General features: G+C 73.2%; 23 protein-coding genes. 15 read left to right on the top strand and 8 right to left on the bottom strand.

What is annotated here, in order from left to right:
• Positions 1-91: 91 nt before the first annotated feature.
• The 8 genes from ACIBBF_RS03760 to ilvC all read left to right on the top strand — a co-directional run bounded on the left by ACIBBF_RS03760 (position 92) and on the right by ilvC (position 9692).
• On the top strand, positions 92-1267 hold the full coding sequence (locus ACIBBF_RS03760; protein ID WP_397410617.1) for a 3-oxoacyl-ACP synthase III family protein: 1176 nt from the start codon (positions 92-94) through the stop codon (positions 1265-1267).
• Positions 1264-2049, top strand: a complete 786-nt coding sequence (locus tag ACIBBF_RS03755) for a glycosyltransferase (protein ID WP_397410615.1) — start codon at positions 1264-1266, stop codon at positions 2047-2049. Before ACIBBF_RS03760 ends, ACIBBF_RS03755 begins: the two co-directional genes overlap by 4 nt.
• The gene (locus ACIBBF_RS03750) at positions 2046-3308 is read left to right on the top strand and encodes a cytochrome P450 (protein ID WP_397410613.1); all 1263 of its coding nucleotides are present in this window, start codon (positions 2046-2048) and stop codon (positions 3306-3308) included. The genes ACIBBF_RS03755 and ACIBBF_RS03750 overlap by 4 nt, the downstream gene beginning before the upstream one ends.
• Positions 3305-4966 carry a class I adenylate-forming enzyme family protein gene (locus tag ACIBBF_RS03745; RefSeq protein ID WP_397410611.1) on the top strand — a complete coding sequence of 554 codons (1662 nt, stop codon included), beginning with the start codon at positions 3305-3307 and terminating at the stop codon, positions 4964-4966. The genes ACIBBF_RS03750 and ACIBBF_RS03745 overlap by 4 nt, the downstream gene beginning before the upstream one ends.
• A complete protein-coding gene (locus tag ACIBBF_RS03740; RefSeq protein ID WP_397410609.1) occupies positions 4963-5937 on the top strand; it encodes an NAD-dependent epimerase/dehydratase family protein in 975 nt (324 codons plus the stop codon). Before ACIBBF_RS03745 ends, ACIBBF_RS03740 begins: the two co-directional genes overlap by 4 nt.
• A gap of 284 nt (positions 5938-6221) precedes the next feature.
• Entirely contained in the window at positions 6222-8099 is a 1878-nt protein-coding gene (locus ACIBBF_RS03735) for an acetolactate synthase large subunit (RefSeq protein WP_397410607.1), read from the top strand.
• A 5-nt stretch (positions 8100-8104) separates the two neighbouring features.
• On the top strand, positions 8105-8629 hold the full coding sequence (ilvN, locus tag ACIBBF_RS03730) for an acetolactate synthase small subunit (RefSeq protein ID WP_119142819.1): 525 nt from the start codon (positions 8105-8107) through the stop codon (positions 8627-8629).
• On the top strand, positions 8532-9692 hold the full coding sequence (ilvC, locus tag ACIBBF_RS03725) for a ketol-acid reductoisomerase (RefSeq protein ID WP_397410605.1): 1161 nt from the start codon (positions 8532-8534) through the stop codon (positions 9690-9692). The genes ilvN and ilvC overlap by 98 nt, the downstream gene beginning before the upstream one ends.
• A 113-nt stretch (positions 9693-9805) precedes the next feature.
• Here the strand turns inward: ilvC and ACIBBF_RS03720 are convergent, their stop codons facing one another.
• From ACIBBF_RS03720 to ACIBBF_RS03710, 3 genes are all read right to left on the bottom strand, one after another.
• A complete protein-coding gene (locus ACIBBF_RS03720) occupies positions 9806-10705 on the bottom strand; it encodes a glycine betaine ABC transporter substrate-binding protein (RefSeq protein WP_397410603.1) in 900 nt (299 codons plus the stop codon).
• 97 nt (positions 10706-10802) lie between these two features.
• Positions 10803-11729, bottom strand: a complete 927-nt coding sequence (locus ACIBBF_RS03715) for an ABC transporter permease (RefSeq protein ID WP_397410601.1) — start codon at positions 11727-11729, stop codon at positions 10803-10805.
• Positions 11722-12984 (bottom strand): glycine betaine/L-proline ABC transporter ATP-binding protein, encoded by a 1263-nt coding sequence (locus ACIBBF_RS03710; RefSeq protein WP_397410599.1) that lies wholly within the window; start codon positions 12982-12984, stop codon positions 11722-11724. The genes ACIBBF_RS03715 and ACIBBF_RS03710 overlap by 8 nt, the downstream gene beginning before the upstream one ends.
• Before the next feature lie 219 nt (positions 12985-13203).
• Between ACIBBF_RS03710 and ACIBBF_RS03705 the strand changes: the two genes are divergently transcribed.
• The 5 genes from ACIBBF_RS03705 to ACIBBF_RS03685 all read left to right on the top strand — a co-directional run bounded on the left by ACIBBF_RS03705 (position 13204) and on the right by ACIBBF_RS03685 (position 17361).
• Positions 13204-13815 carry an ASCH domain-containing protein gene (locus ACIBBF_RS03705; protein ID WP_397410597.1) on the top strand — a complete coding sequence of 204 codons (612 nt, stop codon included), beginning with the start codon at positions 13204-13206 and terminating at the stop codon, positions 13813-13815.
• 128 nt (positions 13816-13943) lie between these two features.
• Entirely contained in the window at positions 13944-14342 is a 399-nt protein-coding gene (locus ACIBBF_RS03700) for a VOC family protein (protein WP_397410595.1), read from the top strand.
• A 60-nt stretch (positions 14343-14402) separates the two neighbouring features.
• A complete protein-coding gene (locus ACIBBF_RS03695; protein WP_397410593.1) occupies positions 14403-14936 on the top strand; it encodes a pyridoxamine 5'-phosphate oxidase family protein in 534 nt (177 codons plus the stop codon).
• A gap of 75 nt (positions 14937-15011) precedes the next feature.
• Positions 15012-16070 (top strand): 3-isopropylmalate dehydrogenase, encoded by a 1059-nt coding sequence (locus ACIBBF_RS03690; RefSeq protein ID WP_397410591.1) that lies wholly within the window; start codon positions 15012-15014, stop codon positions 16068-16070.
• A gap of 160 nt (positions 16071-16230) precedes the next feature.
• The gene (locus ACIBBF_RS03685) at positions 16231-17361 is read left to right on the top strand and encodes a branched-chain amino acid aminotransferase (protein ID WP_397410589.1); all 1131 of its coding nucleotides are present in this window, start codon (positions 16231-16233) and stop codon (positions 17359-17361) included.
• Positions 17362-17440: 79 nt separating this feature from the next.
• On the opposite strand, the gene ACIBBF_RS03680 is transcribed toward ACIBBF_RS03685, so the two are convergent.
• Positions 17441-18262, bottom strand: a complete 822-nt coding sequence (locus ACIBBF_RS03680; protein ID WP_397410587.1) for a GAP family protein — start codon at positions 18260-18262, stop codon at positions 17441-17443.
• Between the two features lie 108 nt (positions 18263-18370).
• On the opposite strand from ACIBBF_RS03680, the gene ACIBBF_RS03675 reads away from it, so the two are divergent.
• Positions 18371-19759, top strand: coding sequence for a sensor histidine kinase (locus ACIBBF_RS03675; RefSeq protein WP_397410585.1), 1389 nt, complete (start codon positions 18371-18373; stop codon positions 19757-19759).
• A complete protein-coding gene (locus tag ACIBBF_RS03670; RefSeq protein WP_397410583.1) occupies positions 19756-20415 on the top strand; it encodes a response regulator in 660 nt (219 codons plus the stop codon). Before ACIBBF_RS03675 ends, ACIBBF_RS03670 begins: the two co-directional genes overlap by 4 nt.
• Positions 20416-20424: 9 nt before the next feature.
• On the opposite strand, the gene ACIBBF_RS03665 is transcribed toward ACIBBF_RS03670, so the two are convergent.
• From ACIBBF_RS03665 to ACIBBF_RS03650, 4 genes are all read right to left on the bottom strand, one after another.
• Positions 20425-21009, bottom strand: coding sequence for a DUF6069 family protein (locus ACIBBF_RS03665; RefSeq protein WP_397410581.1), 585 nt, complete (start codon positions 21007-21009; stop codon positions 20425-20427).
• Positions 21010-21145: 136 nt separating this feature from the next.
• Complete coding sequence (locus ACIBBF_RS03660; protein WP_397410579.1) at positions 21146-22546, bottom strand: alkaline phosphatase family protein; 1401 nt, start codon at positions 22544-22546, stop codon at positions 21146-21148.
• Positions 22543-23760 (bottom strand): metabolite traffic protein EboE, encoded by a 1218-nt coding sequence (gene eboE / locus ACIBBF_RS03655; RefSeq protein ID WP_397410577.1) that lies wholly within the window; start codon positions 23758-23760, stop codon positions 22543-22545. Before eboE ends, ACIBBF_RS03660 begins: the two co-directional genes overlap by 4 nt.
• A gap of 10 nt (positions 23761-23770) precedes the next feature.
• Complete coding sequence (locus tag ACIBBF_RS03650) at positions 23771-24649, bottom strand: TatD family hydrolase (RefSeq protein WP_397410575.1); 879 nt, start codon at positions 24647-24649, stop codon at positions 23771-23773.

Below are 24649 nucleotides of genomic sequence, written 5' to 3'. Positions count from 1 at the left end.
CATGACTGGCCGCGGCCGCTGTCGATCCCATGTCTAGACGTTAATACATCTAGCCCACCCGTGCGCACGGAGGACCGCTAGCCTGTGCCGCGTGCTTCCCGAACCGGCCGTCGCGCCGCCCACGGCCACCGCCCGAGCCGTCCGCTCCTCCTCGACGGCCCGCGCCGACGCGCCCGCGGTGCCGCCGCACCCCGCTCCACGTCCCGTCGCCCGCATCGCCGGCGTCGCCGTGCACCTGCCTGAGGAGACCCGCGACGTGGCCACCGCCGAGCGGGAGCTGCACCGCAGGAACCCGGCCGTCGCGCCGCGCGTGCCGATGGTGTCGCGCCTGACGGGTGTGCGCACCGTCCACGTGGCCGACGACGACCAGCAGGCCTCGGACCTCGCCGCGGCTGCCGCCCGCGACGTGCTGGACCGGGCGGGGCTGGGCCCGGCCGACGTCGACCTGCTGATCTTCGCGTCCGCGACGCAGGACATGATCGAACCCGCCACGAGCCACATCGTCGCTGCGAAGCTCGGGGTGCGCGCCCCGGTGATGGACGTCAAGAACGCCTGCAACTCCGTGCTCAACGGCATCGAGGTGGCCGAGGCGCTGATCGGCACCGGCCGCTACCGGCGCGTGCTCGTGGCGAGCGGTGAGATGCCCTCGCGCGGCGTCCGCTGGGACGTGCCGGACCGGCGCACCTACGCGATGTCCGCCCCCGGCTACACGATGTCCGACGCCGGGGCCGCCGTCCTCGTCGAGGCGACCGGGACCGGCAGCCTGGAGGACGAGCTCGCTGCGGAGCTGGCCGGTCTCGCGGAGCACGCCGGGCCGCCGTCGGGCATCCTGGGGTCCGTGTTCGCCGCGGAGTCGCAGCACTGGGACGTCGGCATGCTGCCCGCGGGCGGCACGGTGAACCCGCGCGACCCGGAGCGGAGCTACTTCGAGATCGACGGCTCCCGCCTGCGGGAGGCGTTCCTGGCGATCGGGCCAGGCCCGGTCAGCGAGGCCCTGGACCGGGCGGGCGTGACCATGGACGACGTGGCGCTCGTCGCGGTGCACCAGGTCGCGGTCGGCTATCTTGCGGACGTCCACCGTGCGCTCGGCGTGCCCGCCGACCGCACGGTCGTCACGGTGGCCGACCACGGCAACATCGCCTCGGCCACCCTGCCGCTGCAGCTCGTCACCGCCCTGGAGTCCGGCCGGCTGCACCGCGGTGACGTCGTGCTGCTGCTCGGTCTGGCCGGCGGCATCAGCATGGGCGCGATGGTGGTGCGCTGGTGACCCCGGCACCCGGCGCGGACCGGCCGCGGCTCGCCGTCGTCGTCCCCGCGCTGAACGAGGCGCACGAGCACGGCATCCTGCGCACGCTGGAGGCGCTGCACGCGCAGGAGGACGACGACTTCGACCTCGTGGTGGTGGACAACGGGTCCACCGACGGCACCGCCGACGTCGCGCGCAAGGCCGCCGCCGAGTGGGGGCGGCTGCGCTGGCGCGTGGTCGACGAGCCCGAGAAGGGGACCGGTGCCGCGGCCGACACCGGCATGCGGGCCGCCATCGCGCTGGGGGCCGAGCTGCTGGCCCGCACCGATGCGGACTGCCTGCCGCCGCCGGGCTGGACCCGCGCGGTCCGCGAAGCCTTCGCGGGTGGTGACGAGCTCGTCGCCGGGCGGCTCGTGCCGCGCACCGACGACCTGCCGGTCTCGCGGTTCCAGCAGGGCGTGCTGTCGTTCGCGCTGTGGGCGTCGAGCACGTTCGGCAAGGTCCGCCCGGGCAACCAGGACGACGGCTACCTCGGCCCGTACGTGATGACGCCAGGCTGCAACATGGCGATCACGGCGTCGCTGTACGAGCGCGCCGGGGGGTTCCCGCGCACCCGGATCGAGGACGTGCACGAGGACCGTGCCCTGGTCAACGCCGTCCGCCGGCTGACCACGCGGTACGCCGAGCACCGCGAGGTCTGGGTGCGGGCGTCGACCCGGCGCGTGCACGCGTGGGGGCTGGTCCGCACCCTCGGCTGGTACGCCGACCACCGCTACCGGCCCGACGTGGTGGACATCCGATGACGGCCCACCTCACGCACGCCGCCGGGACGAGTGTGCTGGGTGCGACCAGGCGCCGGCGTGGTGAACCGCCCGAGGCGCACTGGGAGGAACTCGTCCAGCGGGCCGCGCACCCGCTCGCCTACCCCGCGATCCGGTCGGCACGGCACCGTCCGGTCGTGCGGGTGCCGCGCATCGGGGTGATCGTGAGCGACGCCGCCCTGGCCCGGGAGGTGCTGCTCGACCTGGACCACTTCTCGAAGGTGGGCCCCGGGGCGCCGTCGGACCTGTGGACGCCCGTGCTCGGGCCGTCCGTGCTGCTCAACATGGAGGGGGCCGAGCACGCCGCGCTGCGGCGCACGCTCGGGCCGCTGTTCTCGCCGCGCGCGGTGCGGCAGCTCGTGTCCGGCACCGGGGACGACGGCGAGAACCGTTCAGGCGTGCTGCCGGACCTGACGCGCCGGCTCGCCGCGGGGGAGGGCGTGGACCTGGCCGCCGTCGTGACGGCCCAGGCGGGAGCCGTGATCTGCGGGATGGTGGGCCTGCCGCCGACGGACGACGCGGTGCGCTCCGCGATGGTCGCGGCCCGGACGATCACCGGCATGGTGCGCCTGCACCGGCACGGGCTCACGCGGGCCCAGGTGGCCCGGGCGCGCGCGGTGCTCGACCGGCTGACCGCACCCGCGCGCGCCGCCTACCGTGCGGGCGACCCGGCGACCGTGCCCGGGCGCATGCGCGACCTGGGCCTCTCCGAGCGTGAGGCCATGGGCGCCGTCGGGGCCTTCGTGCTGACCGGGACCGAGACCGTCCAGTCGTTCGTGCCCCGCCTCCTGGCGATCGCGCACGACACCGGCTGGACCGGCCGCCTGCTGGGCGGCGACGCGGAGCTGCGCCGTCGGGCCGTCGAGGAGGGGCTGCGGGTCACGGTGCCGACCCCGGCGATGCTGCGGTCGGTGCGGGCCGCGACGTCCGTGGCGGACGTGCCGGTCGCCGCGGGGGAGCGCGTGGTGATCGCCACCGTCAACTGCTGCCGGGCGGCCGGCGGTTTCGACCCCGGCCGCCCGGTCGACCCCGCGGTGCGGCACCTCTGGTTCGGGGCCGGGCCGCACTTCTGCCTCGGCATGCCGCTGGCGACGGCGCAGGTGGACGCGGTCCTGGACGCGCTCGCGGCCGCCGCGACGGACGGCCTCGTCCCCGTCGTGGGACGGCGCCGGGCCGAGCGCGGCGTGCTGGTCCCGGCCTACCGGTCGCTGGAGCTGCGGCTGGCGCAGGACGCCGCATGACCCACTTCCTCGACGCCCTGGACACCCTGGCCCGCCGGACGCCCGACGTCGTCGCGCTGCGCTGGTTCGGCGGTCGTGACGGCGCTCGCGTGCGCGAGGAGGTCACGTTCGGCGACCTCGCGGACCGTGTCGAGCGCACCGCGTCCGGGCTGCGGGCGCTGGGCATGACTTCTGGCGACCGGGTGCTGTTCAGCATCCGGCCCCGGCCCGAGGGCGTGGTCCTGTGCCTCGCCGTCCTGCGCGCGGGCGGCGCCGTCGTCTTCGTGGACCCCGGCTCGACGCCGGAGCTGTTCGCCGCCCGGATCGCGGCGGCGAGGCCGCGGTGGGCGGCGACGGAGTCGCTGCTGTACGCGGTGTCGTCGGGGGCGCTGCGCCCGGTCGCGCGCTCGCGCGGCCTGCTGCTCCCGGACTACGGCCGCCTGCCGGTACGGCACCTCTACGCGGGGCCGTGGCTTCCCGGCGTCCCGCGCGGTGCCCGGCGGGTGGCACGGCTCGGGCGCACGACGCCGGCCCCCGCGGCGCGGCCCGGCAGCGGGAGCGACCTCGATGCCGTGGCGCTCGTGGTGTTCACGTCCGGCACGACGTCGGACCCGAAGGCCGTGGTGCACACCGCGCGCACGCTCGGCGGGATGCTCGGGCTGTTCGCGCAGGTGGGTGACCTGCGACCGGGGCAGCGGGCGCACACCGACCAGATGTTCCTCGGCCTGCCGGCGCTGCTGGCGGGCGGCACGTGGGAGATCCCGGCGCGGGCGCCCAAGGACGCGCCCGAGGCGTTCGCGCGCGGGGTCGCGGGTGCGGACTCGTCGTTCCTGGTGCCCGCGGACGTGACCGCGTTGCTCGACGTCCTGGAGGGGCGGTCGACGGGTACGGCCGCCGTGGGCCCGGCCGTGCTGGCCGTGGGCGCCGCGCCCGTCACGGTGGCGCTGCTCGAACGGGCTCGCCGGGTGCTGCCGGGCACGCGCTGGCTCGCGGTCTACGGTGCCACCGAGATCCTGCCCGCCGCGGTGACCGACGCCGACGAGAAGATCGCGGCGGCGGCGTCCGGGGACCTGGTCGGCCGGCCGCTCGACGGCATCGGGGTGCGGATCGACACGACCGTCGTCGACGCGGCGGGCGACGGCGATGCGGCGGGGGACGGTGATGCGGTGGGGGAGCTCGTCCTGACGGGCCCGTCCCTCATGGCCGGCTACCTGTCGGACGTCGACGCCGGACGCCCGCCCGCGACCGAGCACCGCACCGGCGACCTGGCCTACCAGGACGCGAGGGGCCGGATCGTGCTCGTGGGGCGCAACCGCGACATGATCATCCGGGGCACCGTGAACATCTACCCCGGCCTGTTCGAGCCCCGCCTGCGGGAGCTGCCGGGCGTGGCGGACGCCGTGCTGGTCGGTGTCCCCGTGCCGGACGGCGACGAGCGGGTGGTGCTCGTGGTGACCGCCGAGGACGTCCCGGCGGGTGCGCACTGGCCCGGCGCGCGCACGGATACCGCGCTGACCAGGGCGGTCACGGCACGCCTGGGGGACGTGCTGGACCACGGCGCGCTGCCCGACCTGGTGGTGGAGGTGGCCCGGGTGCCGCTCGCCGGGCGGTCCCGGAAGCCTGACCGTCGGTTGCTGGTCAACTGGGTGTCATCCCTGGCGGGTACAGTGCGCGCATGAAGGTGGCTGTGACCGGTTCGTCAGGATTTGTCGGGGGCGCTGTCGTCCGGGACCTCGCGGCGCACGGGCACGAGGTCGTCGCGTTCTCGCGGCGTGTGCCGCGTCTGCCCGAGGAGCTCCTCCTTCAGGTCTCCCACCAGTTCTGGGACCTGCGTGACGGCCCCTTGGCCAAGGAGGACCGGCCCGAGCACGTCGACGCCGTGGTGCACTGCGGGGCCGCCGTCGGCGACGGCGGGAGCCACGCGCGCGCCTGGGTGGTGAACGTCGAGGGCACGCGCGCCGTGCGCGAGACGTTCCCCGAGGCGCGCTTCGTGCACGTCTCCTCCGGCAGCGTGTACGACCCCCGCACGCCGAGCGTGGCCGCGACCGAGGCGGAGGCGCCCGTGCGCGGCTACATGAACGCGTACGGCTCCACCAAGGCCGCGGCCGAGCGGTACCTGGCGGCCGACGCCGCGCGTGAGGACCGCGGGCCCGTCGTCGTGCTGCGGCCGCACGCGGTCTACGGGCCGGGTGACACGACGCTGCTGCCGCGCCTCGAGTCCGCGGCGGTCGGCGCCTGGCTGCCGTTGCCCGGCGGCGGCAAGGTGCGTCAGCACCTCACGCACGTCGACACGCTGGCCCGTGCCGTGCGGGCGGCCCTGGACGCCGACGTCGAGCCGGAGGTCGCGGCCGGCCGGCCGCTGGTGGCGAACGTGGCCGACGCGCGGCCGGTGGACCTGGACGAGACCATCGAGCTGCTCATGTTCGCCCGGTTCCGGCCGGTGCAGGTCGTGGGCATCCCGATCCGGCTGGCGCGGATGCTGGCCTGGGCGGGGGAGCGGGTCGCCCGGTGGACCGGGCGGGAGCCGCGGCTGTCCCGGTACGCGATCAGCCACCTCGCGATGGAGCGCACCTACGACCTCACGGTGCTGCGGGAGCGTCTGGGCGTGGACCCGGCGCCGACGTCGCTGCACGGTGCGATGCGGTGGTGAGCCGCACCGGTGGGTCGCGCCCGCGGGGACGGGTGGAACCGCCGCCCGTCTCGGATCGTGGGACCTTTGGCCCGCTGGATGACACCGGCCCGGATTCGGCGTAACGTGCTGCGCGTGCAGACGATCATTCTCGTAGTACTTCCTGAGCGCGCGGCCTAGGCCCAGCACAGGCATCGTCCGCGCGCTCACCCTGGCAGTCCTTCTCATCAGAGGACCCGGGGTTTTTTTGTTGTCACGAACGCTCGCTTTCGCCCCAGGACGGGGCGCGACGGCAGGAGAACCGCATGACCGGCACACCGACACCCGCACAGATCGCCGCGCGCGCCGAGGCGCGTGACCAGGTGCGTACCGAGCTTCGGTCCCGCGTAGGCGGCAAGGCCGAGGTCGAGGCCCCCGCACCGCGCGTCGGGCCGGAGGAGGTGACGGGGGCGCAGTCGATCGTCCGCTCCCTCGAGGAGGTCGGTGCGGACGTCGTGTTCGGCATCCCCGGCGGCGCGATCCTGCCCACCTACGACCCGCTGATGGACTCCGCCAAGCTGCGGCACATCCTGGTGCGGCACGAGCAGGGCGGCGGCCATGCGGCCTCCGGCTACGCCCACGCGACGGGCCGGGTCGGCGTCACCATGGCGACGTCGGGCCCCGGTGCCACCAACCTGGTGACGCCCATCGCGGACGCGAACATGGACTCGATCCCGATGGTGGCCATCACCGGCCAGGTCGCGAGCGCCGCGATCGGCACGGACGCGTTCCAGGAGGCGGACATCGTCGGCATCACGATGCCGATCACCAAGCACTCCTACCTGGTCACGGACCCGGCGGAGATCCCGCGCACCATCGCGGAGGCGTTCCACATCGCCTCCACCGGGCGGCCGGGGCCGGTGCTGGTGGACATCGCGAAGTCGGCGATGCAGTCGCGCACCACGTTCTCGTGGCCGCAGGAGCTGAACCTGCCGGGCTACCACCCCGTGACCAAGCCGCACTCGAAGCAGATCCGCGAGGCCGCGAAGCTGCTGGCCACGGCCCGCCGACCCGTCCTGTACGTGGGCGGCGGCGTGATCCGGGCGGGCGCGTCCGAGCTGCTGCGCCAGCTCGTGGACCTGTCCGGTGCGCCCGTCGTGACCACGCTGATGGCCCGCGGCGCCGTGCCGGACAGCCACCCGCAGCACCTGGGCATGCCCGGCATGCACGGCACGGTGCCCGCGGTGGCGGCGCTGCAGAAGGCGGACCTCGTGTTCGCGCTCGGTGCCCGGTTCGACGACCGCGTCACGGGCAAGCTGTCGAGCTTCGCGCCGCTGGCCACCGTGGTGCACGCGGACATCGACCCCGCCGAGATCGGCAAGAACCGCGAGGCGGACGTGCCGATCGTGGGGGACCTGCGCGAGGTCATCGGTGACCTGCTGCCCGAGCTGGCGCGGGAGCACGAGGAGCACGGCCGCCCCGACGTCGAGGGCTGGTGGCGTCAGCTCGACGAGTGGCGTCGCACCTACCCGCGCGGCTACAGCGAGACGGCGGACGGCCTGCTGTCGCCGCAGCACGTGATCCAGCGCCTCGGTGAGCTGACCGGGCCGGACGCCATCTACGTGGCCGGCGTAGGCCAGCACCAGATGTGGGCGGCGCAGTTCATCAGCTACGAGCACCCCAACACCTGGATCAACTCCGGCGGCCTCGGCACGATGGGCTACTCCATCCCCGCCGCGATGGGCGCCAAGGTGGGCCAGCCCGACCGGACGGTGTGGGCGGTGGACGGTGACGGCTGCTTCCAGATGACCAACCAGGAGCTCGCCACCTGCACGATCAACGACATCCCGATCAAGGTGGCGCTGATCAACAACAGCTCGCTGGGCATGGTGCGGCAGTGGCAGACGCTGTTCTACGAGTCGCGCTACTCCAACACCGACCTGCACACGGGGCACGGCACCATGCGCGTGCCGGACTTCGTGAAGCTCGCCGACGCGTACGGCTGCGAGGGCATCCGCGTGGAGCACGCCTCCGACGTCGACGCCGCGATCAAGCGCGCCAACGAGATCGACGACCGGCCCGTGGTCGTGGACTTCACCGTCTCGCGTGACGCGATGGTGTGGCCCATGGTCGCCGCCGGCGTCAGCAACGACGACATCCAGTACGCACGCGGCATCTCGCCGGCGTGGGAGCGAGAGGACTGACCCCCATGTCGAGGCACACCCTGTCCGTGCTCGTGGAGAACAAGCCCGGCGTGCTCACGCGCGTCGCCGGACTGTTCGCCCGTCGCGCGTTCAACATCCACTCCCTGGCCGTCGGCCCCACGGAGCACGAGGAGATCTCGCGCATCACCGTGGTGGTCGACGTCGAGGAACACCCCCTGGAACAGGTCACGAAGCAGCTCAACAAGCTCGTCCACGTGATCAAGATCGTCGAGCTCGAACCCGAGTCGTCCGTGCACCGCGAGCTCCTGCTCGTCAAGGTGCGGGCAGACGCCGCCACCCGAACCGGGGTGCTGGAAGTCGTCGAGATGTTCCGGGCGCGCGTCGTCGACGTCGTGCCGGAGGCCGTGGTCATCGAGGCCACGGGTCCGGCGGCGAAGCTCGACGCCCTGCTCGCGGCGCTGGAACCGTACGGTGTCCGTGAGATCGTCAAGTCAGGGACCCTGGCCATCGGCCGGGGCGCCCGGTCCATCACCGACCGCGCGCTCGAGCGCGCGGTGCGATCCGCCTGACCTTTACCGAGATACACACCGAGGAGCAAGTACCGTGGCTGAGCTGTTCTACGACGATGACGCCGACCTGTCGATCATCCAGCAGAAGAAGGTTGCGGTGATCGGCTACGGCAGCCAGGGTCACGCGCACGCCCTGAACCTGCGTGACTCCGGCGTGCAGGTCACCGTGGGCCTGCGCGAGGGCTCGTCGTCCCGTGAGAAGGCCGAGAACGAGGGTCTGGCCGTGGCGACCGTGCCGGACGCCGTGCGTGACGCCGACGTGGTGGTCATCCTCGCGCCGGACCAGGTGCAGCGGCACCTGTACGCCGAGGACATCGCGCCGAACCTCAAGGAGGGTGCCGCGCTCGTGTTCGGGCACGGCTTCAACATCCGGTACGGCTACATCAAGCCCGAGGCCGGCCACGACGTGCTCATGGTCGCCCCCAAGGGCCCGGGCCACATCGTGCGCCGCGAGTTCGCCGACGGCCGTGGCGTGCCTGTGATCGTCGCGGTGGAGCAGGACGCGTCCGGCGAGGCCTGGGGCCTGGCGCTCTCGTACGCCAAGGGCATCGGCGGCCTGCGTGCCGGCGGTATCAAGACGACGTTCACCGAGGAGACCGAGACCGACCTGTTCGGCGAGCAGGCCGTGCTGTGCGGTGGTGCCTCGCAGCTGGTGCAGTACGGGTTCGAGACGCTGACCGAGGCCGGCTACCAGCCGGAGGTCGCGTACTTCGAGGTGCTGCACGAGCTCAAGCTGATCGTCGACCTCATGATCGAGGGCGGCATCGCCAAGCAGCGTTGGTCGGTCTCGGACACTGCCGAGTACGGCGACTACGTCTCCGGCCCGCGCGTCATCGACCCGCGCGTCAAGGAGAACATGAAGGCCGTGCTGGCCGACATCCAGGACGGCACGTTCGCCGCGCGCTTCATCGCGGACCAGGACGCGGGCGCCCCGGAGTTCAAGGAGCTGCGCGCCAAGGGCGAGCAGCACCCGATCGAGGCCACGGGCCGCGAGCTGCGCAAGATGTTCTCGTGGATCAAGCCGGCCGACTCCGACTACGTCGAGGGCAGCGCGGCGCGCTGACCCCGCGCCCGCCGGCAGAACACGGCGCCCCCCACGCACCAGCTGGAGCGTGGGAGGCGCCGTTGTTCTGCGGGCCGGGACCGCCGATCACCCGGCGGCGGCACCGAGGTGGGTCAGCCCTGCAGGGAGTCGACCCAGTCCTGGTTGTCGGCGAGCCAGGCCTCGACGCCGGCGGCCGGGTCGCCCTCGTGCTCGTTGACGACCAGGTCCTCCAGGCTGCCGTACTGCTCGTCGGTCAGCTTCGCGTTCGCCATCATCTCGGCGACCTCGGGGAACTCCTCGCTGAAACCGGCGGTGGCGAGCTCGTGCAGGCCCTCCGCCTCGCCGAGGGCGCCCTTCGGGTCCTCGAGGTCGCGGACCGGGAACGTGTTGTTCGCCCAGAAGGGGCGCCACAGCGTGACGACGATGTCCTCCTGCGCCTGCACGGCCTCGTCGAGGGCGTTCAGCATGGCGGGGGTCGAGGAGGTCTGCAGCTCCCAGCCGTCCTCGTCCAGGCCGTACTGCGGGATGACCTGCTCCTGGGTGGCCTTGGTCAGGCCGGCGCCCGCCTCGATGCCGACGATCTTGCCGTCGTAGTCGGCGCTCCTGCCCACGAGGTCCTCGATGGACCGCAGCTCGGAGTACTCGGGCACGGCGATGGTCAGCTTGGCGTTGTCGTAGTAGGCGCCGAGGTCCTCGATGTCGTCGCCGTACTCGTCCATGTAGGCGGCGTGCGTGACCTCGGGCCACGCGGACGGATAGACGTCGATGTCGCCCTCGGCGAGACCGGTGTACAACGGCGCGGCGTCGTTGATCTCCTGGATCTCCACCGTGTAGCCGTCCTCCTCGAGGACGTTCTTCCACAGGTAGGCCGTGCTGAGGCCGTCGGTCCACGAGGGGATGATGCCCAGCGTGATCGTCTGGTCGCCTCCGCTCTCGCCGCTGCCCTCGCCCGAGCTGCAGGCCGCGAGGCTCAGGCCGAGGCCGAGCGCCGTCGTGGCTGCTCCGATCCGCTTGCCGGTGGTGCCGATCATCGGTTTCCTTCCGTTTCGTATATCTGGGGTTCGTTACGAACTGTCACGTGAGGTGTGTTGACGTGATGGGTTGACGTGGTGTGGTGCGCCGAGCGGCTCAGGCCGTCCGCGCCGCCGTCCCGGCGGGGGTGCGGGTGAACCGGTCGCGCAGCTCGCGGAGCCGGCCGCGTCCGGGCCGGCCGGAGCCGATCGAACCGGTCAGCCGGTCGAGGAAGATCGCCAGGATGACCACGGAGATCCCGGCGTCGAAGCCACGGGCGAGGTTGAGGGTCGAGATCGCACCGACCACCTCGTTGCCCAGGCCGCCGCCGCCCACGAGGCCGGCGATCACGGCCATCGAGAGCGCCAGCATGATCACCTGGTTGACGCCGGCCATCACGGTCGGCAGGGCCAGGGGGAGCTGGATGTCCTTGAGGATCTGGCGCGGGCCCGCGCCGAACGCCTGCCCCGCCTCGACGACCTCGCCGTCGACCTGGCGGATGCCGAGCTCCGTGAGCCGCACGGCCGGGGGCAGGGCGAAGATCACCGTGGCGACCAGCGCGCCGGCCACGCCGATGCTGAACAGCTTGAGCACCGGCAGCAGCCAGACCATGCCGGGCATGGTCTGCATGAAGTCCATGACGGGCTTGGTGATGCGGCTGACGACGGGCGAGCGCGCCGCCAGGATGCCCAGCGGGATGCCCAGGATCAGCGCCACGACGGTCGCCACCACCACCAGGGCGAGGGTCTCGATGGCCGGTTCCCACATGTCCATCCCGATGATCAGGACCAGGCCGATCAGGGTGCCCACCCCGAGCTTCCAGTTGCGCACGAGCCAGCCGAGCAGCGCGAGCACGATCACGAGGACCAGGGGGTCCACGGCGAGGAGCGGGTCCGCGATCCCGTTGATGGCGCCCGTGATGAGGTCGCCGATCACGTCGAAGAGCGCGTCGAACGTCTGCTTGAACCAGGTGAAGCCGGTCTCGAGCCAGCTGCCGATCGGGATCGGCGGCACGATCGTCTGGGGAGCCGCGATCTCAGTCAAGGACGGCCTCCTTCGTGTGGTGGTGGTCGGGGTCCGGCGCGCCGGCGGCACCGGCCGCGCCGTCGCCCGGCGCGTCGGTCTCGGTGTGCGCGGCGAGCGCCGACAGCAGCGTGATGCGCGGGACGACGCCGCTGAGCCGGCCGGCGTCGTCCACCACCGCGATGGCGGGGGTCTCGGCGGCCGGGCCGAACAGGTCGGCGAGCGAGGTGTCGGGGGACACGCGGGCCACCTCGGGGACGGGCCTGAGCAGGCCGTCGAGGTTCTTCTGCTCCAGGTGCCGGCCGACCTCGTCCTCGGTGACATAGCCCTTGAGGGTGCGGTCACGTCCGGTGACGAACATCGCCGGGATCTGGTGCTCGCGCATCAGCTTGTGCGCGGCGCGCGGACCCTGCTCGGCCCCGAGCACGGCGGCGGGGGGCTCCATGACGGACGAGGCGGTCAGGACCCGGGTGCGGTCGACGTCCGCGACGAACTGGGCGACGTAGTCGTTGGCCGGGTCGGTGAGGATCTCCTCGGCGGTGCCGACCTGGACGATCCGCCCGTTGCGCATCATGGCGATCCGGTCACCGATCCGCATGGCCTCGTTGAGGTCGTGCGTGATGAACAGGATGGTCTTGCCGAGCTTCTGCTGCAGCTCGATGAGCTGGTCCTGCATGTCCCGCCGGATCAGCGGGTCCAGGGCGCTGAACGCCTCATCCATCAGCAGGATGTCCGTGTCGGCCGCCAGCGCGCGGGCCAGGCCCACACGCTGCTGCATGCCGCCGGACAGCTCGCTGGGCAGGTGCTCGTCCCAGCCGCTCAGCCCGCACAGCTCCAGGGCCTCGTGGGCCCGTGCGCGGCGCTCCTCCTTGCCGACGCCCTGGGTCTCCAGGCCGTAGGCGGCGTTGTCGACCACGCTGCGGTGGGGGAACAGCGCGAAGTGCTGGAAGACCATGCTGATGCGCTGACGGCGCAGGCGGCGCAGGTCCTTGCCGGTGGCGGCGGTGATGTTCTCGCCGTAGAGCTCCACGTGCCCGGCGGTCGGTGGGTGGAGCCCGTTGATCATGCGGATCAGCGTCGACTTGCCGGACCCGGACAGGCCCATGACGACGAAGATCTCGCCTTCTTCCACGGTGAACGACGCGTCGATGACCGCTGGTGTCAGGCCGGCGGCCTTCAGGTCGGTGGCGTCGGCTCCGGCCTGGAGGCGCTTGACGCCCTCGCGGCCCTTGCGGCCGAACACCTTGTACAGGTGATGTGCCTCGATTGCTGGCACAGAGCCCCCTCGTCTTGGCAGTTGTCTCGGTCTCATCTGGGCAGGAACTGGTTACGAAAAGTCTCGAAAAGGAACGTCGGTGCGACGTGAACCGCCGTTCACCAGACCATGACCGGTCCTGTACATGCAAACTCGCTTAGTGTTCGTTACCGGATCGTTCAGCGTTCGTAACGTGGGCCGAACCTCGTGGCGGACGGGCGCTTAGGGCAGGATGTCCCCGTGACCCACGACGTGAACCCGCAGGCCGCGGATGACAACGAGCCGACCGGTGACGCCTCGGCCGAGCCCTTCGACCCCGCGACCTTCGACCCCGAGGCGGTGTCGGGGCAGGAGTCGGAGCTCGCCACCGAGGTCCTCGACTTCTGGGCGGCCACGCGGCAGTACGCGGGTATGGCCAAGGCGAGCATCGTGGTGGGGCAGACGGTGAGCGAGACCGTGCCGCCGCAGGCGTGGTCGTTCGGTGACGAGCCCGAGCTCGCCGAGAAGCTGCTCGCCGCCGTGCTGGCGGGCGACAAGACGGCGACGTCGTCGGCGCTGTGGGACTACGAGGACGAGGGCGCGCCCCTGCCGCTGGCCGGCGAGCTGTCGATCCTGCTCGACGGCGAGGGGCACCCGCGGGCGCTGATCCGCACCACGAGCGTCGAGACCACGACGTTCGAGCAGGTCGACGAGGAGTTCGCGGCCGCGGAGGGCGAGGACGACCGCACGCTGGAGTCGTGGCGCGCGGGCCACGAGGCGTACTTCCGCAGGACGCTCGGCGGGGGCCGCGAGTTCGCGCCGGACATGCCGCTGGTGTGCGAGCGGTTCGAGCTGCTCTACCCCAAGCCCTGAGCCGCCACGGCGGGGGCCGGTGACCGTGCCCGCGTCGTTGTCAGTGGCTCGCCCTACGGTGGTGGTCTCGGCCTGGTCAGGGGTGCTCGACCTCTGGCGGGCGACGATCCTGACGAGGGGTGAGGGCGATGGCGCTGCGCTGGTACTCGACGGTGGTGGAGTCCACCGACCACAAGAAGCTGGCCCGCTGGTGGGCCGAGGCGCTCGGCTGGGAGGTCATCTTCGACACGGACGGCGAGTCGGTGGTCGTTCCGCCGTGGGCGCTCGAGCTGTCGGAGTCGCTGGAGTTCCATCGGATGCCGCCGGGCATGGTGTTCGTGCCCGTGGAGCACGAGAAGGCCGGGAAGAACCGGCTGCACTGGGACTTCGCGCCGCACACGGGCGATGATCGCGACGCCGAGATCGCCCGGCTGGTCGGGCTGGGGGCCACGGTGATCGACGTGGGGCAGCCGCCCACCGCGACCTGGACCGTGCTGGCGGACCCGGACGGGAACGAGTTCTGCGTGCTGTCGGCCCGGGAGCAGTAGGTGCCGGCGGGGCGATGAGTTCCGCCCGCCCGGACGGTCGGCCCTGGTATGAGCACACACGTGACGTCCAAGAACCTTGCCGGCCTCTACGATCTGCCGCCGCTGGAGTGGGCGGCGGTGGACGCGGCGCTCGTCGACATCGGGGACCAGGCCCCCGGCGGGCGTGGCCCCGACCGGCACTCGCACTGGCTCACCACGGTCAACGCCGACGGCAGCCCGCACACCACGGGCGTCGGTGCGTTCTGGGACGACGGCGCCTTCTACGTCGTCTCCGGCCGCGGCGTCCGCAAGGGCCGGAACATGGAGCGTGAGCCGCGGTGCACCATCGCCGTGGCCGCCGACGACTACGACGTCGTGGTCGACGGCGTCGCCGAGCTGGTCACCGACGCCGGCGTGGTCGCGCACATCGCGCAGATCGCGGCGGACGGCGGCTGGCCGGCGACGGTGGACGAGTCGGGCACGGCACTCACCGCCCCGTACAGCGCGCCATCGGCGGGGCCGGCCCCGTGGCACGTCTACCGGGTCACGCCCACCCGGGCGAACGCGCTGTGGGTGCGGGAGCCGGGTGGTGCGACGGCCTGGTCGTTCGACTGACGCGGGATACCCGCGCTGCGTCCATTCCGTGAGACCGGCGTCTCATCCGGCTGCCTGCGCGCGTAGGCTCCGGACATGGCACAGGCGGCTACGACAGACGGCATCGACCTCGCGGTCGTCGCAGGAGACGGCATCGGCACGGAGGTCGTGGAGCAGGGGCTCGCGGTGCTCGAGGCGGCGCTCGCGCCGTCGGGCACCAAGCTCTCGACCACCGAGTTCGACCTGGGCGCGCGCCGCTGGCACGCGACCGGCGAGACCCTCACCGACGAGGACCTCGAGAAGATCAAGGCGCACGACGCGATCCTGCTGGGCGCGATCGGTGACCCGTCGGTCCCGAGCGGCGTGCTGGAGCGCGGTCTGCTGCTCAAGCTCCGCTTCGCGCTGGACCACTACGTCAACCTGCGCCCCACCAAGCTGTACCAGGGCGTCACCAGCCCGCTCGCGAACCCGGGCGAGATCGACTTCGTCGTCGTGCGCGAGGGCACCGAGGGCCCGTACGTCGGCAACGGCGGCGCGCTGCGCGTCGGCACGCCCGCGGAGATCGCCACCGAGGTCAGCGTGAACACCGCGTTCGGCGTCGAGCGCGTGGTCCGTGACGCGTTCGCCCGGGCGAACGCCCGGCCGCGCAAGCACCTGACGCTCGTGCACAAGCACAACGTGCTCGTGCACGCGGGTCACCTGTGGCGGCGCACCGTCGAGGCCGTGAACGCGGAGTTCCCCGACGTGACCACCGACTACGCGCACGTGGACGCGGCGACCATCTACCTGACCACGAACCCGAGCCGGTTCGACGTGATCGTGACGGACAACCTCTTCGGCGACATCCTCACCGACCAGGCTGCCGCGATCTCGGGCGGCATCGGGCTCGCGGCGTCGGCCAACATCAACCCCGACCGCGCCGCACCGTCCATGTTCGAGCCCGTGCACGGCTCGGCGCCCGACATCGCGGGCCAGGGCAAGGCCGACCCCACGGCGACCGTCCTCTCGGTCGCCCTCCTGCTGGACCACCTGGGCTTCGCGGCCGAGTCCGCGCGCGTCCAGGACGCCGTGGCCGCGGACCTCGCGGAGCGTGGCGACGTCGTACGCACGACCGAGCAGGTAGGCCGCGACATCGCGGCCCGCGTGACCGGGTAACGCACGTTCCACGAGAGCGGCGCACGGGTCACGCGAGACGGATCCCGGGCGCCGCTCTCGCATGTCGAGGGCCGTCCGGGCAGGCGCCCGGCTCCGAACGCTCCCTCTGCCTCGCCGGGCGTGGAAGACTGACAGCAGCATTCCGGTGAAAGGCATCGACATGACAACAACGACGGATCCCATCCTCCCCGCCCCGCTCGAAGACCTGGTGGCGCTCTTCGACGTGCGGCCCACCGACGTGCCGACGTCGGACGCCGAGCGCGCCGAGGCGCTCCGTGCGCCGAAGTTCGGCACGGTGTTCACGGACCACATGGCGCGGATCTCGTGGAACAGCACGGACGGCTGGAAGGACCGGCGGATCGAGAAGTACGGGCCGCTCCAGCTCGACCCGGCGACGGCGGTGCTGCACTACGCGCAGGAGATCTTCGAGGGCCTCAAGGCCTACAAGCACGCCGACGGTTCGGTCTGGACGTTCCGCCCCGACCAGAACGCCGTCCGCTTCGCCCGGTCGGCGCACCGTCTCGCCCTGCCGGCGCTCAGCGTGGACGACTTCATCGGGTCCCTCGCCGCGCTGGTCCGCACGGACATCGACTGGGTGCCGGGCACCGAGGACTCGTCCCTGTACCTGCGGCCCTTCATGTACGCCTCGGAGGTGTTCCTCGGGGTGCGCCCGTCCGTCGAGGCGGAGTACCTCGTGATCGCCTCGCCGGTCGGCCCGTACTTCTCGGGCGGCGTGCAGCCGGTGTCGATCTACGTGTCCGAGCAGTACCACCGGGCCGGACCGCCCGGAGGTACCGGTGACGCGAAGTTCGGCGGCAACTACGCCGCGAGCCTGCTGCCGCAGCTCGAGGCCCAGCGCGAGGGCTTCGACCAGGTCTGCTTCCTGGACGCGGCCACCAACACCTACCTCGAGGAGCTCGGGGGCATGAACGTGTTCCTCGTGACCGACGACGGGACGCTGCACACGCCCGAGCTCGGCTCGATCCTCGAGGGGATCACCCGCGCCTCGGTGCTGCAGCTCGCCGCCGACCGCGGGTACGAGGTGGTGGAGCGGCAGATCCCGCTCACCGAGGTCTCGGCCGGGCTCGAGTCCGGGCGGATCAAGGAGTTCTTCGCGTGCGGCACGGCGGCCGTCGTGACCCCGGTGGGGCGCCTGGCCGGGGCGACGTTCGACCACGAGGTCAACGGCGGGGAGCCCGGCGAGCTCACCATGGCGCTCCGCCAGGAGCTCACCAACATCCAGTACGGCCGCGCCGCGGACCGGCACGGCTGGATGCGTCGCCTGGCCTGACCCGCCGGGAGAAGACCAGGGCGAGGCAGAACCGCAGCGATCTCGCTGTCGTCCTGCCTCGCCCGCTTCTCTCCCGGCGTCAGCCCCACAGGCGGCCTATCGCGTCGCGGGCCACCAGGAAGCCGACGATGCCCACCACCCACGCCGTGGTGCTCGCGGCGTTGCGCGTCAGCCAGCCGTCCAGCCGCCCGAGCGGGCGCTCCACGAGCCGCGCCGCGAAGACCCGCGCGGCGGTGAGCACCAGCGCGGGCGCGATCATGACCATGCAGTACCCGAGCACCCAGAGGCCCGACGCCGGCCAGCCCGGCCCCTGCGTACCGATCAGGCCGAGTGCCGCGAGGTACGGGAGCATCGTCGCGACCTCGACCAGGCCGGCGCCGACCGCCAGCAGGGCCAGCGCGGACCCGCTCCCCGACTCGCTGCCGAGCACCCGTTCGCGCCAGCGGCTCAGCCGGCCCGCACGCGTCGCGGGGGTGGTGTCCGCCGTGGGACCGCCCGCCGGCGAGGCCGCGTCCGCGGGCACCGGGGCGCTGCCCGCGGCACCGCCGGCGACCGCCGCCGCGGGCTTGCGCCCGCCGACCGGCTCCAGCTTGAAGCTCCAGGCGAACAGCCCCACGCCGACCAGGAGCTGCGCGATCAGGAACCACCGCGTGCCGGACAGGGTGGTGAGTGCGTCGCTCAGGGCGTTCGCGCCGAGCAGGATCGCCAGCCCCACCAGGGCGTAGAACCCGGCGATCGAGCCCAGGTACAGCAGCATCCGGCCCACCCGCACCCGACCGGGGGACATCAGCAGCCACACCGGGATGAGCAGCGTGCCGAAGCTCGTGGAGTCGATGAGCGCGAGCACCACCAGGGCGCCGACCAGCGCGGTACCCGTGAGCTCGGCGGAGAAGAGGTCCATGGGACACAGCCTCGTGCCGGCGGGCGGCGGGCACATCGGCCGAAGCGCCGACCCCGCCTACATCCTTCGGATGACCCGGCCGGCGCCGTCTCGTGCTGAGATGGTGGCATGCCCCGCCTGCCCGACCGCATCGAGCCCCTCGCCCGGGCCGTGCTGGCCGAGGACCGCCGGGGCGACGTCATCACCGCCGCGAGCCTGCTCGTCATCGCGCTCGGGCTCGACGCGCTCGGCCTGGTCCGGACCTCCTGGAGCGGCCCGCCGGACGTGCCGGTCTGGTGGTTCGTCGTCCCCGCCGTCGTCGGCTGCACCGCCCTGGTCTGGCGCCGGATCCACCCCCTGGGCGCACTCGGCGTCGCCACGGTCGCCTTCGTCGCCGACGTCGCGCTCGGCGGCAGCGTGGGCCTCATCGTGATCCTCTGGGAGGCGCTGTACGCGGTCCACCTGCACGGACGCCGAGCAGCGCGGCGGGTCGCGGTCGCCGGCGTCACGGTCGCGGTGCTCGCGGTCTCGGTCCTCGCGGGTGTGGCCTCCGGCGAGCTCCGCGGCGCCGTCCTCGGTGGGCTCCAGGCCAGCACGCTCCTGGTCATGCCGATGTGGTGGGGCGCCAACGTGCGCCAGGGCCGGGAGCTCGCCGCCGCCGCCGAGGAACGGGAGCGGCTCGAACGGGAGCGCGGCACCGCCCTGCTCCACCTCGCCGAGGCCGCGCGGCACGACGCCGTCCGCGCCGAGCGCACCGCCGTCGCACGCGACCTGCACGACGTGGTCGCGTCGCACCTGTCCGCGATCACCATCACCTCGGGCGCGGCGCTCGCGGGCGCGGCCGAGCCGGACCGGGACCGTGCCGCGCTGCGGGCCGTCCGGGCGGAGAGCCTGGCCTCGCTGCAGGACATGCAGGCGATGATCCGCGTGCTGCGTGCCGAGACGACGGCGGGGAGCGCGGAGGGCTCGTCCGCGGAACCTGGCGCACGACAGGACCCGGAACCGGGGCCACGGCCAGGCACAGGGCCCGGCGTCTCCGACCTGCTCGCCGCACCACGCGTCGCGCAGCTCGCCCCCGTGCTCGACCAGGCGCGCCTCGCCGGGCTCGACCTGGCGGTCTCGGACCCCGACGGCGTGCTGACGGGCGCTGCCGTGCTCCCGGCCGCCGTGGACCATGCGGTCTACCGGGTGGTGCGCGAGGCCCTGACCAACGTGCACAAGCACGGCGGCGCCCACGCCGACCTGAGCTTCGCGGCGGACGGGCAGCTGGAGGTGGAGGTGCACGACGTCGGCGCACGGCCCGGCGATCCTGCGCACCCGCCCGTCGGCGCGGGCGGCACCGGACTCGGCCTGGTGTCGATGCGGGAGCGGGTGGAGGCGGTCGGTGGCACCTTCGAGGCAGGCCCGGCTCGCGACCCGGGGGAGACCGCCGGTGCGGGCTGGCGCGTGCGCGCCACCCTGCCGCTGCCGCGCCGTGCGGACACCTCGGACGGCGTTGCGCCGGGGCGTCGCGCATGATCCGCGTGCTGCTCGCCGACGACCACGCGGCGATCCGCGCCGGCCTGCGGATGCTGCTCGCGACGGCCGGCGACATCGAGGTGGTCGGCGAGGCCGGTGACGGCGCGGTGGCCGTGGCGAACGCGCGGGCGCTGCGCCCCGACGTCGTGCTGATGGACGTGCGCATGCCGGGCACCGACGGCGTGACCGCCACCCGGCGGATCGTCGAGGAGGGGCTGGCGGAGGTGCTGGTGCTCACCACGTTCGACCTGGACGAGTACGTGTTCGGCGCGCTGCGTGCCGGGGCCGCGGGCTTCCTGCTCAAGACGGCCGAGGCGACCGCCCTGGTGGACGCCGTGCGGCATGTCGCGGCCGGGGACGGCGTCGTGGCGCCCGAGGTGACCCGGCGGCTCATCGCGGAGCTCGGCGCGCCGCGCACCGGGAACGGTGCCGGCGGCCGGGCGGCCCCCGCGGTCACCCTGCCGGAGGACCTGACACCCCGAGAGCTCGACGTCCTGGCGGGCCTCGGGTCCGGTCTGTCGAACGCCGAGCTGGCCGCCCGGCTGACCATCAGCGAGGCCACGGCCAAGACCCACGTGTCGCGGGTGCTCGCCAAGCTCGGCGTCACGTCCCGCGTACAGGCCGCCATCGCGGCCCGCGACGCGGGCCTCGCCTGACGCCCGGCCTCAGCCCCGCTGCTGCACCACCGTGCGGCTCAGCGTCCCCGTGAGCAGGGAGTAGACCGCCGACCCGATGATGATCCAGACCACGGCCGCGAGCACCGCCGGGACGATGTCCGCCCGGTCGGCGAACGGCACGGCGGCGAGGATCACGGTGGCCAGGGCGACCACCCAGCCGAAGAACGAGCGCGGGCGCGGGGTGCTGAGCACGAAGAGGTAGAGCACGACCGCGGCCAGCAGCGCGAAGAGCGCCCCGGCCACGACCCAGGCCATGAGGTCGGAGCCCGTGCCGAACAGGTCGGCCTGGGCGTGGACCTCCAGGCCGAGCACCTCCTCGAGGATGAAGTCCGCGGCGAGCCCGATCAGGGCGGCCACCAGGACCGTCGCCAGCGCGCCGGCCCAGTACCGGCCCACCTCCAGGCCGAGCCGCGGGTTCTCGGTGCCGGAGGTGACCGGCTGCACGTGCGCCTCGCCGCGGGCCGGACCCACCGGCTGGGTGGGGGTGCCGGGCACCTGGGCGGGCGGCGGAGGGTAGGCAGGCGGCGGCTGTTCCCCGTACTCGGGGTCGTAGGGCCGGTTCGGGTCACTCATTGAGATACCTCCCGGTTGTGAGCCGTATGTCCACTCCACCACGGATCGGACACCGGCGCACGGCAGGGGGCTACAGGACCGGCGTGTCGCGTCCCCGGGTCACCGTGGTGTCCCGGGGACGGGGCGACGCGCCAGGTCAGCGCAGGCCCTGCAGGTCCAGCACCAGGTCCTTGACCGACGCCGCCGGGACCTGCCCCGAGTCGTCCGTGACCCAGCGTTCGACCGACGCCGGGACCCTCGCGTCCGAGCACAGGAGCAGCGGCGTGTCCGCCGACGAGTCGGGCAGCCGGCCGTGGGTGCCGCGCACGTACGACCCGTCGAGCGGCGTCGTGCTCATCGCGTAGCGCAGGCCGAGCTTCTTGCGCACGAGGTTCAGCCCGGCCTTCGCCTTGGCCAGCGGGTCGGCCGGGTCGAAGAACAGCTCGGCGGGGTCGTAGCCCGGCTTGCGGTGGATGTCCACGCCGCGTGCGTACTCCGGGGCCCGGTCGTCGTCGAGCCAGAAGTAGTACGTGAACCACGCGCCCGGCTCGGCCACCACGACCAGCTCGCCGGCCCGCTCGTGGTCCAGCCCGTACTTCGCCTGCGCCTCGCGGTCCAGCACCTCGTCGACGCCGGGGACGGTGCGCAGCAGGTCGGCGACGCGGGCGACGTCCGACGGGTCGGTCACGTACACGTGCGCCACCTGGTGGTCGGCGACGGCGAAGGCGCGCGACGTCCACGGGTCGAGCTGCTCGCGGCCGTCCTGCGTGTAGACCTCCAGGTAGCCCTCGCGGCGCAGCAGCCGGTTGATGTCCACGGGGCGGTCCGCCGGCCCGATGCCGTACTCGGCCACGGCGACGACCGTGACGCCCGCGGCCTCGGCGTCGTCGAGCAGGGGCGCGAGCACGGCGTCCAGCTCGGCCGCCGCCCGGTCCGCCTCGGGGGAGTCCGGGCCGAAGCGCTGCAGGTCGTAGTCCAGGTGCGGCAGGTACGCCGTCGTGAGCTGGGACGTCCGCGTGCGCAGCAGGTGCCGCGTCACGTCCACGATCCACCGGGTCGACGCGATGGCCGCCGTCGGGCCCCAGTAGGTGAACAGCGGGAAGTCGCCGAACCGGCCCACCAGCTCGTCGTGCAGGGCCGCCGGGCGCACGTACGCGTCGGCCGACTTGCGCCCGTCGGCGTGGTAGATCGGCCGCGGCGTGACGGTGACGTCGGTAGTCATGCCCATCGCGTACCACCAGCAGACGTTGTCGGCGGCGTACATCGCGTCCCGCTTGCGGGCGGCCTCCCACACCTTCTCGCCCTCGACCAGCTTGTTGTGCTGCCGCCAGAGGTACACGTCGCCCAGCTCGCGGAAGTACCAGCCGTTGCCGACGATCCCGTGCTCGGCCGGCATGAGGCCGGTGAGCATCGTCGACTGCACGCTGCACGTGACGGCGGGCAGCACGGTGGCGAGCTCGGACTGCCAGCCCGCTCCCGCGAGGCGCCGCAGCCGCGGCATGTGGGCCAGGGCGCGGGCGGTGAGCCCGACGACGTCGAGGAGCAGCACGGGTGTCATGCGTCGATTCCTTCCGGGACGGTCTCGGTGCGGGTGGCGGTCCCGACGGTGTCGGGCAGCAGGTGGCCGGTGGCCCAGCGGAGCTCGGCGGCGATGCCCGCGACCAGCTCGCCCTCCCCGGCGGGCAGCACGTCGGGCGGCAGCACCGACCACGTGTACGTCTCGACGTCGAGGTGCGCCTCGGCGCCGTGCGGGGCGGCCCGGACGGCGTCGACGGCGTCGCGCAGCACCTGGGTCGTCGAAGCCAGCGGGGGTGCCGGCTCGTGGTGCAGCGGCACGTGGAAGTGCACGCGCCACGGCCCGTCGCCGGGCAGGCCGGGGCGCCGGTCGGCGGTCCCCAGGGCCACCGGCAGGTCGTCGGACGTCAGCACCTCGCCGTCCGCGGTCAGCTCGCGCACCTGGTGCAGGTAGCGCTGCTCGACGAACCGGCCGACGGCGTCCCGCGCACCCGGTGCGGACGGGTCCGCGACCTCGAGCGCGGCCGAGGCCTGCACCTTGACCACGCGCAGCCCGGCGTCGGTGATCCGCCGGACGGCGCCCACCGGGTCGGCGAACGAGACCGCCAGGTGGCAGGTGTCCAGGCAGACGCCGACGTGCTCGGGGTCGATGCGGCGGTCGGCCGGCCACTCGGGCCCGGTGCGCGCGGCGAGCCAGGCGACCACGTCGTCCACGGTGTCGAGCACGCAGCCGGGCTCGGGCTCGACGGCGACCCGCACGGTGCGTCCGGTGCGCTCGGCGAGCGCTCGCAGCTCGGCGGACAGCGTGGCGAAGGCCTTGGTCGCCTCGTCGTCGTCGGCGCGGGTCCAGGGGGCGCGCCAGGCCAGGGGCAGGGTCGAGATGGATCCGGCGGTGCCCTCGGGGAGCAGGTCGGCCAGCACCCGCGCGCAGGCCAGCACGTAGTCGAGCCGGGCCCGCTCGGCCCAGGTGGGGGAGTAGACGGCGAGCTTGACGACCTCGCGGTGGAAGCCGCCGTAGGGGAACGCGTTCAGCGTGTGCACCTGGAGCCGGTGCTCGGTGAGCGCCGCCCGCAGCCGGTCACGGTCGGCGGCCGACCGGTCCAGGCGGTGGGCCAGCTCGGCGGGCAGCCACAGGCCGACGCCGAGCGTGTCCAGGCCCGCGGCCTCGCGGACGGGGCCGGCGTACCGGGCGAGCTGGTCGACGACGCCGTCGAGGTCCTCGGCGGGGTGCACGTTGGTGCAGTAGGAGAGCAGCATCCCGGCCCCCTCAGGCCCGCACGCCGCGGAGCACGGACGAGCCCTCGAACTCGACGCCGGGGGTGGGCGGCGCGCCCTCGGTGAAGCCCGGCACGGGGTCGAGCACGAGGTTGCCGGACTGCTCGTAGAAGGCGACGGGGTTGCGCCAGAGCACCTGGTCGACGTCGTCCTCGGTGAAGTCCGCGGCGAGCATCGCCCGCCCGGTCTTCACGGTCTTGAGCGGGTCGGAGCGGCCCCAGTCGGCGGCGGAGTTCACGATCATCCGCTCGGTGCCGTACTCCGTCAGGAGCGCGACCATGCGGTCCTCGTCCATCTTGGTGTCGGGGTAGATGGAGAACCCGGCCCACGCGCCGGCGTCCCGCACCAGGGCGACGTTGGTCTCGTTGAGGTGGTCCACCAGCACCAGCTCCGGCGCGATCCCCGACTCGCGCACGACGTCGAGGGTGCGGCGCGTGCCCGCGAGCTTGTCGCGGTGCGGGGTGTGCACCAGGACGGGCAGCTCGGCCTCGCGCGCCATCTGCAGCTGGGCGGCGAAGACCTCGTCCTCCTCGGGGGTCATCGAGTCGTACCCGACCTCGCCGACGGCCACGACGCCGTCCTTGAGCAGGTAGCGGGGCACCTCGGCGAGCACCTCGCGGCAGCGCGGGTCGTTCGCCTCCTTGGGGTTGAGCGCGATGGTGGCATGGTGGCGGATGCCGAACTGCGCGGCACGGAACCGCTCCCAGCCGAGCAGCGAGTCGAAGTAGTCGGTGAACGAGCCGACGGAGGTGCGCGGCTGGCCGAGCCAGAACGCGGGCTCGACGACGGCGCGCACGCCCGCGGCGTACAGGGCCTCGTAGTCGTCGGTGGTGCGGCTCGTCATGTGGATGTGGGGGTCGAGGATGCGCAT

Origin of the sequence: Promicromonospora sp. NPDC050880 (assembly GCF_044456525.1) — a bacterium.
Taxonomy (GTDB): domain Bacteria; phylum Actinomycetota; class Actinomycetes; order Actinomycetales; family Cellulomonadaceae; genus Promicromonospora.
This window is presented reverse-complemented; position numbering and strand designations above follow the sequence as displayed.

Coding starts and splice junctions, on each gene's coding strand:
- ACIBBF_RS03750 (WP_397410613.1), top strand. CDS start 2,046: ATGACGGCCCACCTCACGCACGCCGCCGGGACGAGTGTGCTGGGTGCG.
- ACIBBF_RS03745 (WP_397410611.1), top strand. CDS start 3,305: ATGACCCACTTCCTCGACGCCCTGGACACCCTGGCCCGCCGGACGCCC.
- ACIBBF_RS03740 (WP_397410609.1), top strand. CDS start 4,963: ATGAAGGTGGCTGTGACCGGTTCGTCAGGATTTGTCGGGGGCGCTGTC.
- ACIBBF_RS03735 (WP_397410607.1), top strand. CDS start 6,222: ATGACCGGCACACCGACACCCGCACAGATCGCCGCGCGCGCCGAGGCG.
- ilvN (WP_119142819.1), top strand. CDS start 8,105: ATGTCGAGGCACACCCTGTCCGTGCTCGTGGAGAACAAGCCCGGCGTG.
- ACIBBF_RS03720 (WP_397410603.1), bottom strand. CDS start 10,705: ATGATCGGCACCACCGGCAAGCGGATCGGAGCAGCCACGACGGCGCTC.
- ACIBBF_RS03700 (WP_397410595.1), top strand. CDS start 13,944: ATGGCGCTGCGCTGGTACTCGACGGTGGTGGAGTCCACCGACCACAAG.
- ACIBBF_RS03690 (WP_397410591.1), top strand. CDS start 15,012: ATGGCACAGGCGGCTACGACAGACGGCATCGACCTCGCGGTCGTCGCA.
- ACIBBF_RS03685 (WP_397410589.1), top strand. CDS start 16,231: ATGACAACAACGACGGATCCCATCCTCCCCGCCCCGCTCGAAGACCTG.
- ACIBBF_RS03680 (WP_397410587.1), bottom strand. CDS start 18,262: ATGGACCTCTTCTCCGCCGAGCTCACGGGTACCGCGCTGGTCGGCGCC.
- ACIBBF_RS03675 (WP_397410585.1), top strand. CDS start 18,371: ATGCCCCGCCTGCCCGACCGCATCGAGCCCCTCGCCCGGGCCGTGCTG.
- ACIBBF_RS03670 (WP_397410583.1), top strand. CDS start 19,756: ATGATCCGCGTGCTGCTCGCCGACGACCACGCGGCGATCCGCGCCGGC.
- ACIBBF_RS03665 (WP_397410581.1), bottom strand. CDS start 21,009: ATGAGTGACCCGAACCGGCCCTACGACCCCGAGTACGGGGAACAGCCG.
- ACIBBF_RS03660 (WP_397410579.1), bottom strand. CDS start 22,546: ATGACACCCGTGCTGCTCCTCGACGTCGTCGGGCTCACCGCCCGCGCC.
- eboE (WP_397410577.1), bottom strand. CDS start 23,760: ATGCTGCTCTCCTACTGCACCAACGTGCACCCCGCCGAGGACCTCGAC.
- ACIBBF_RS03650 (WP_397410575.1), bottom strand. CDS start 24,649: ATGCGCATCCTCGACCCCCACATCCACATGACGAGCCGCACCACCGAC.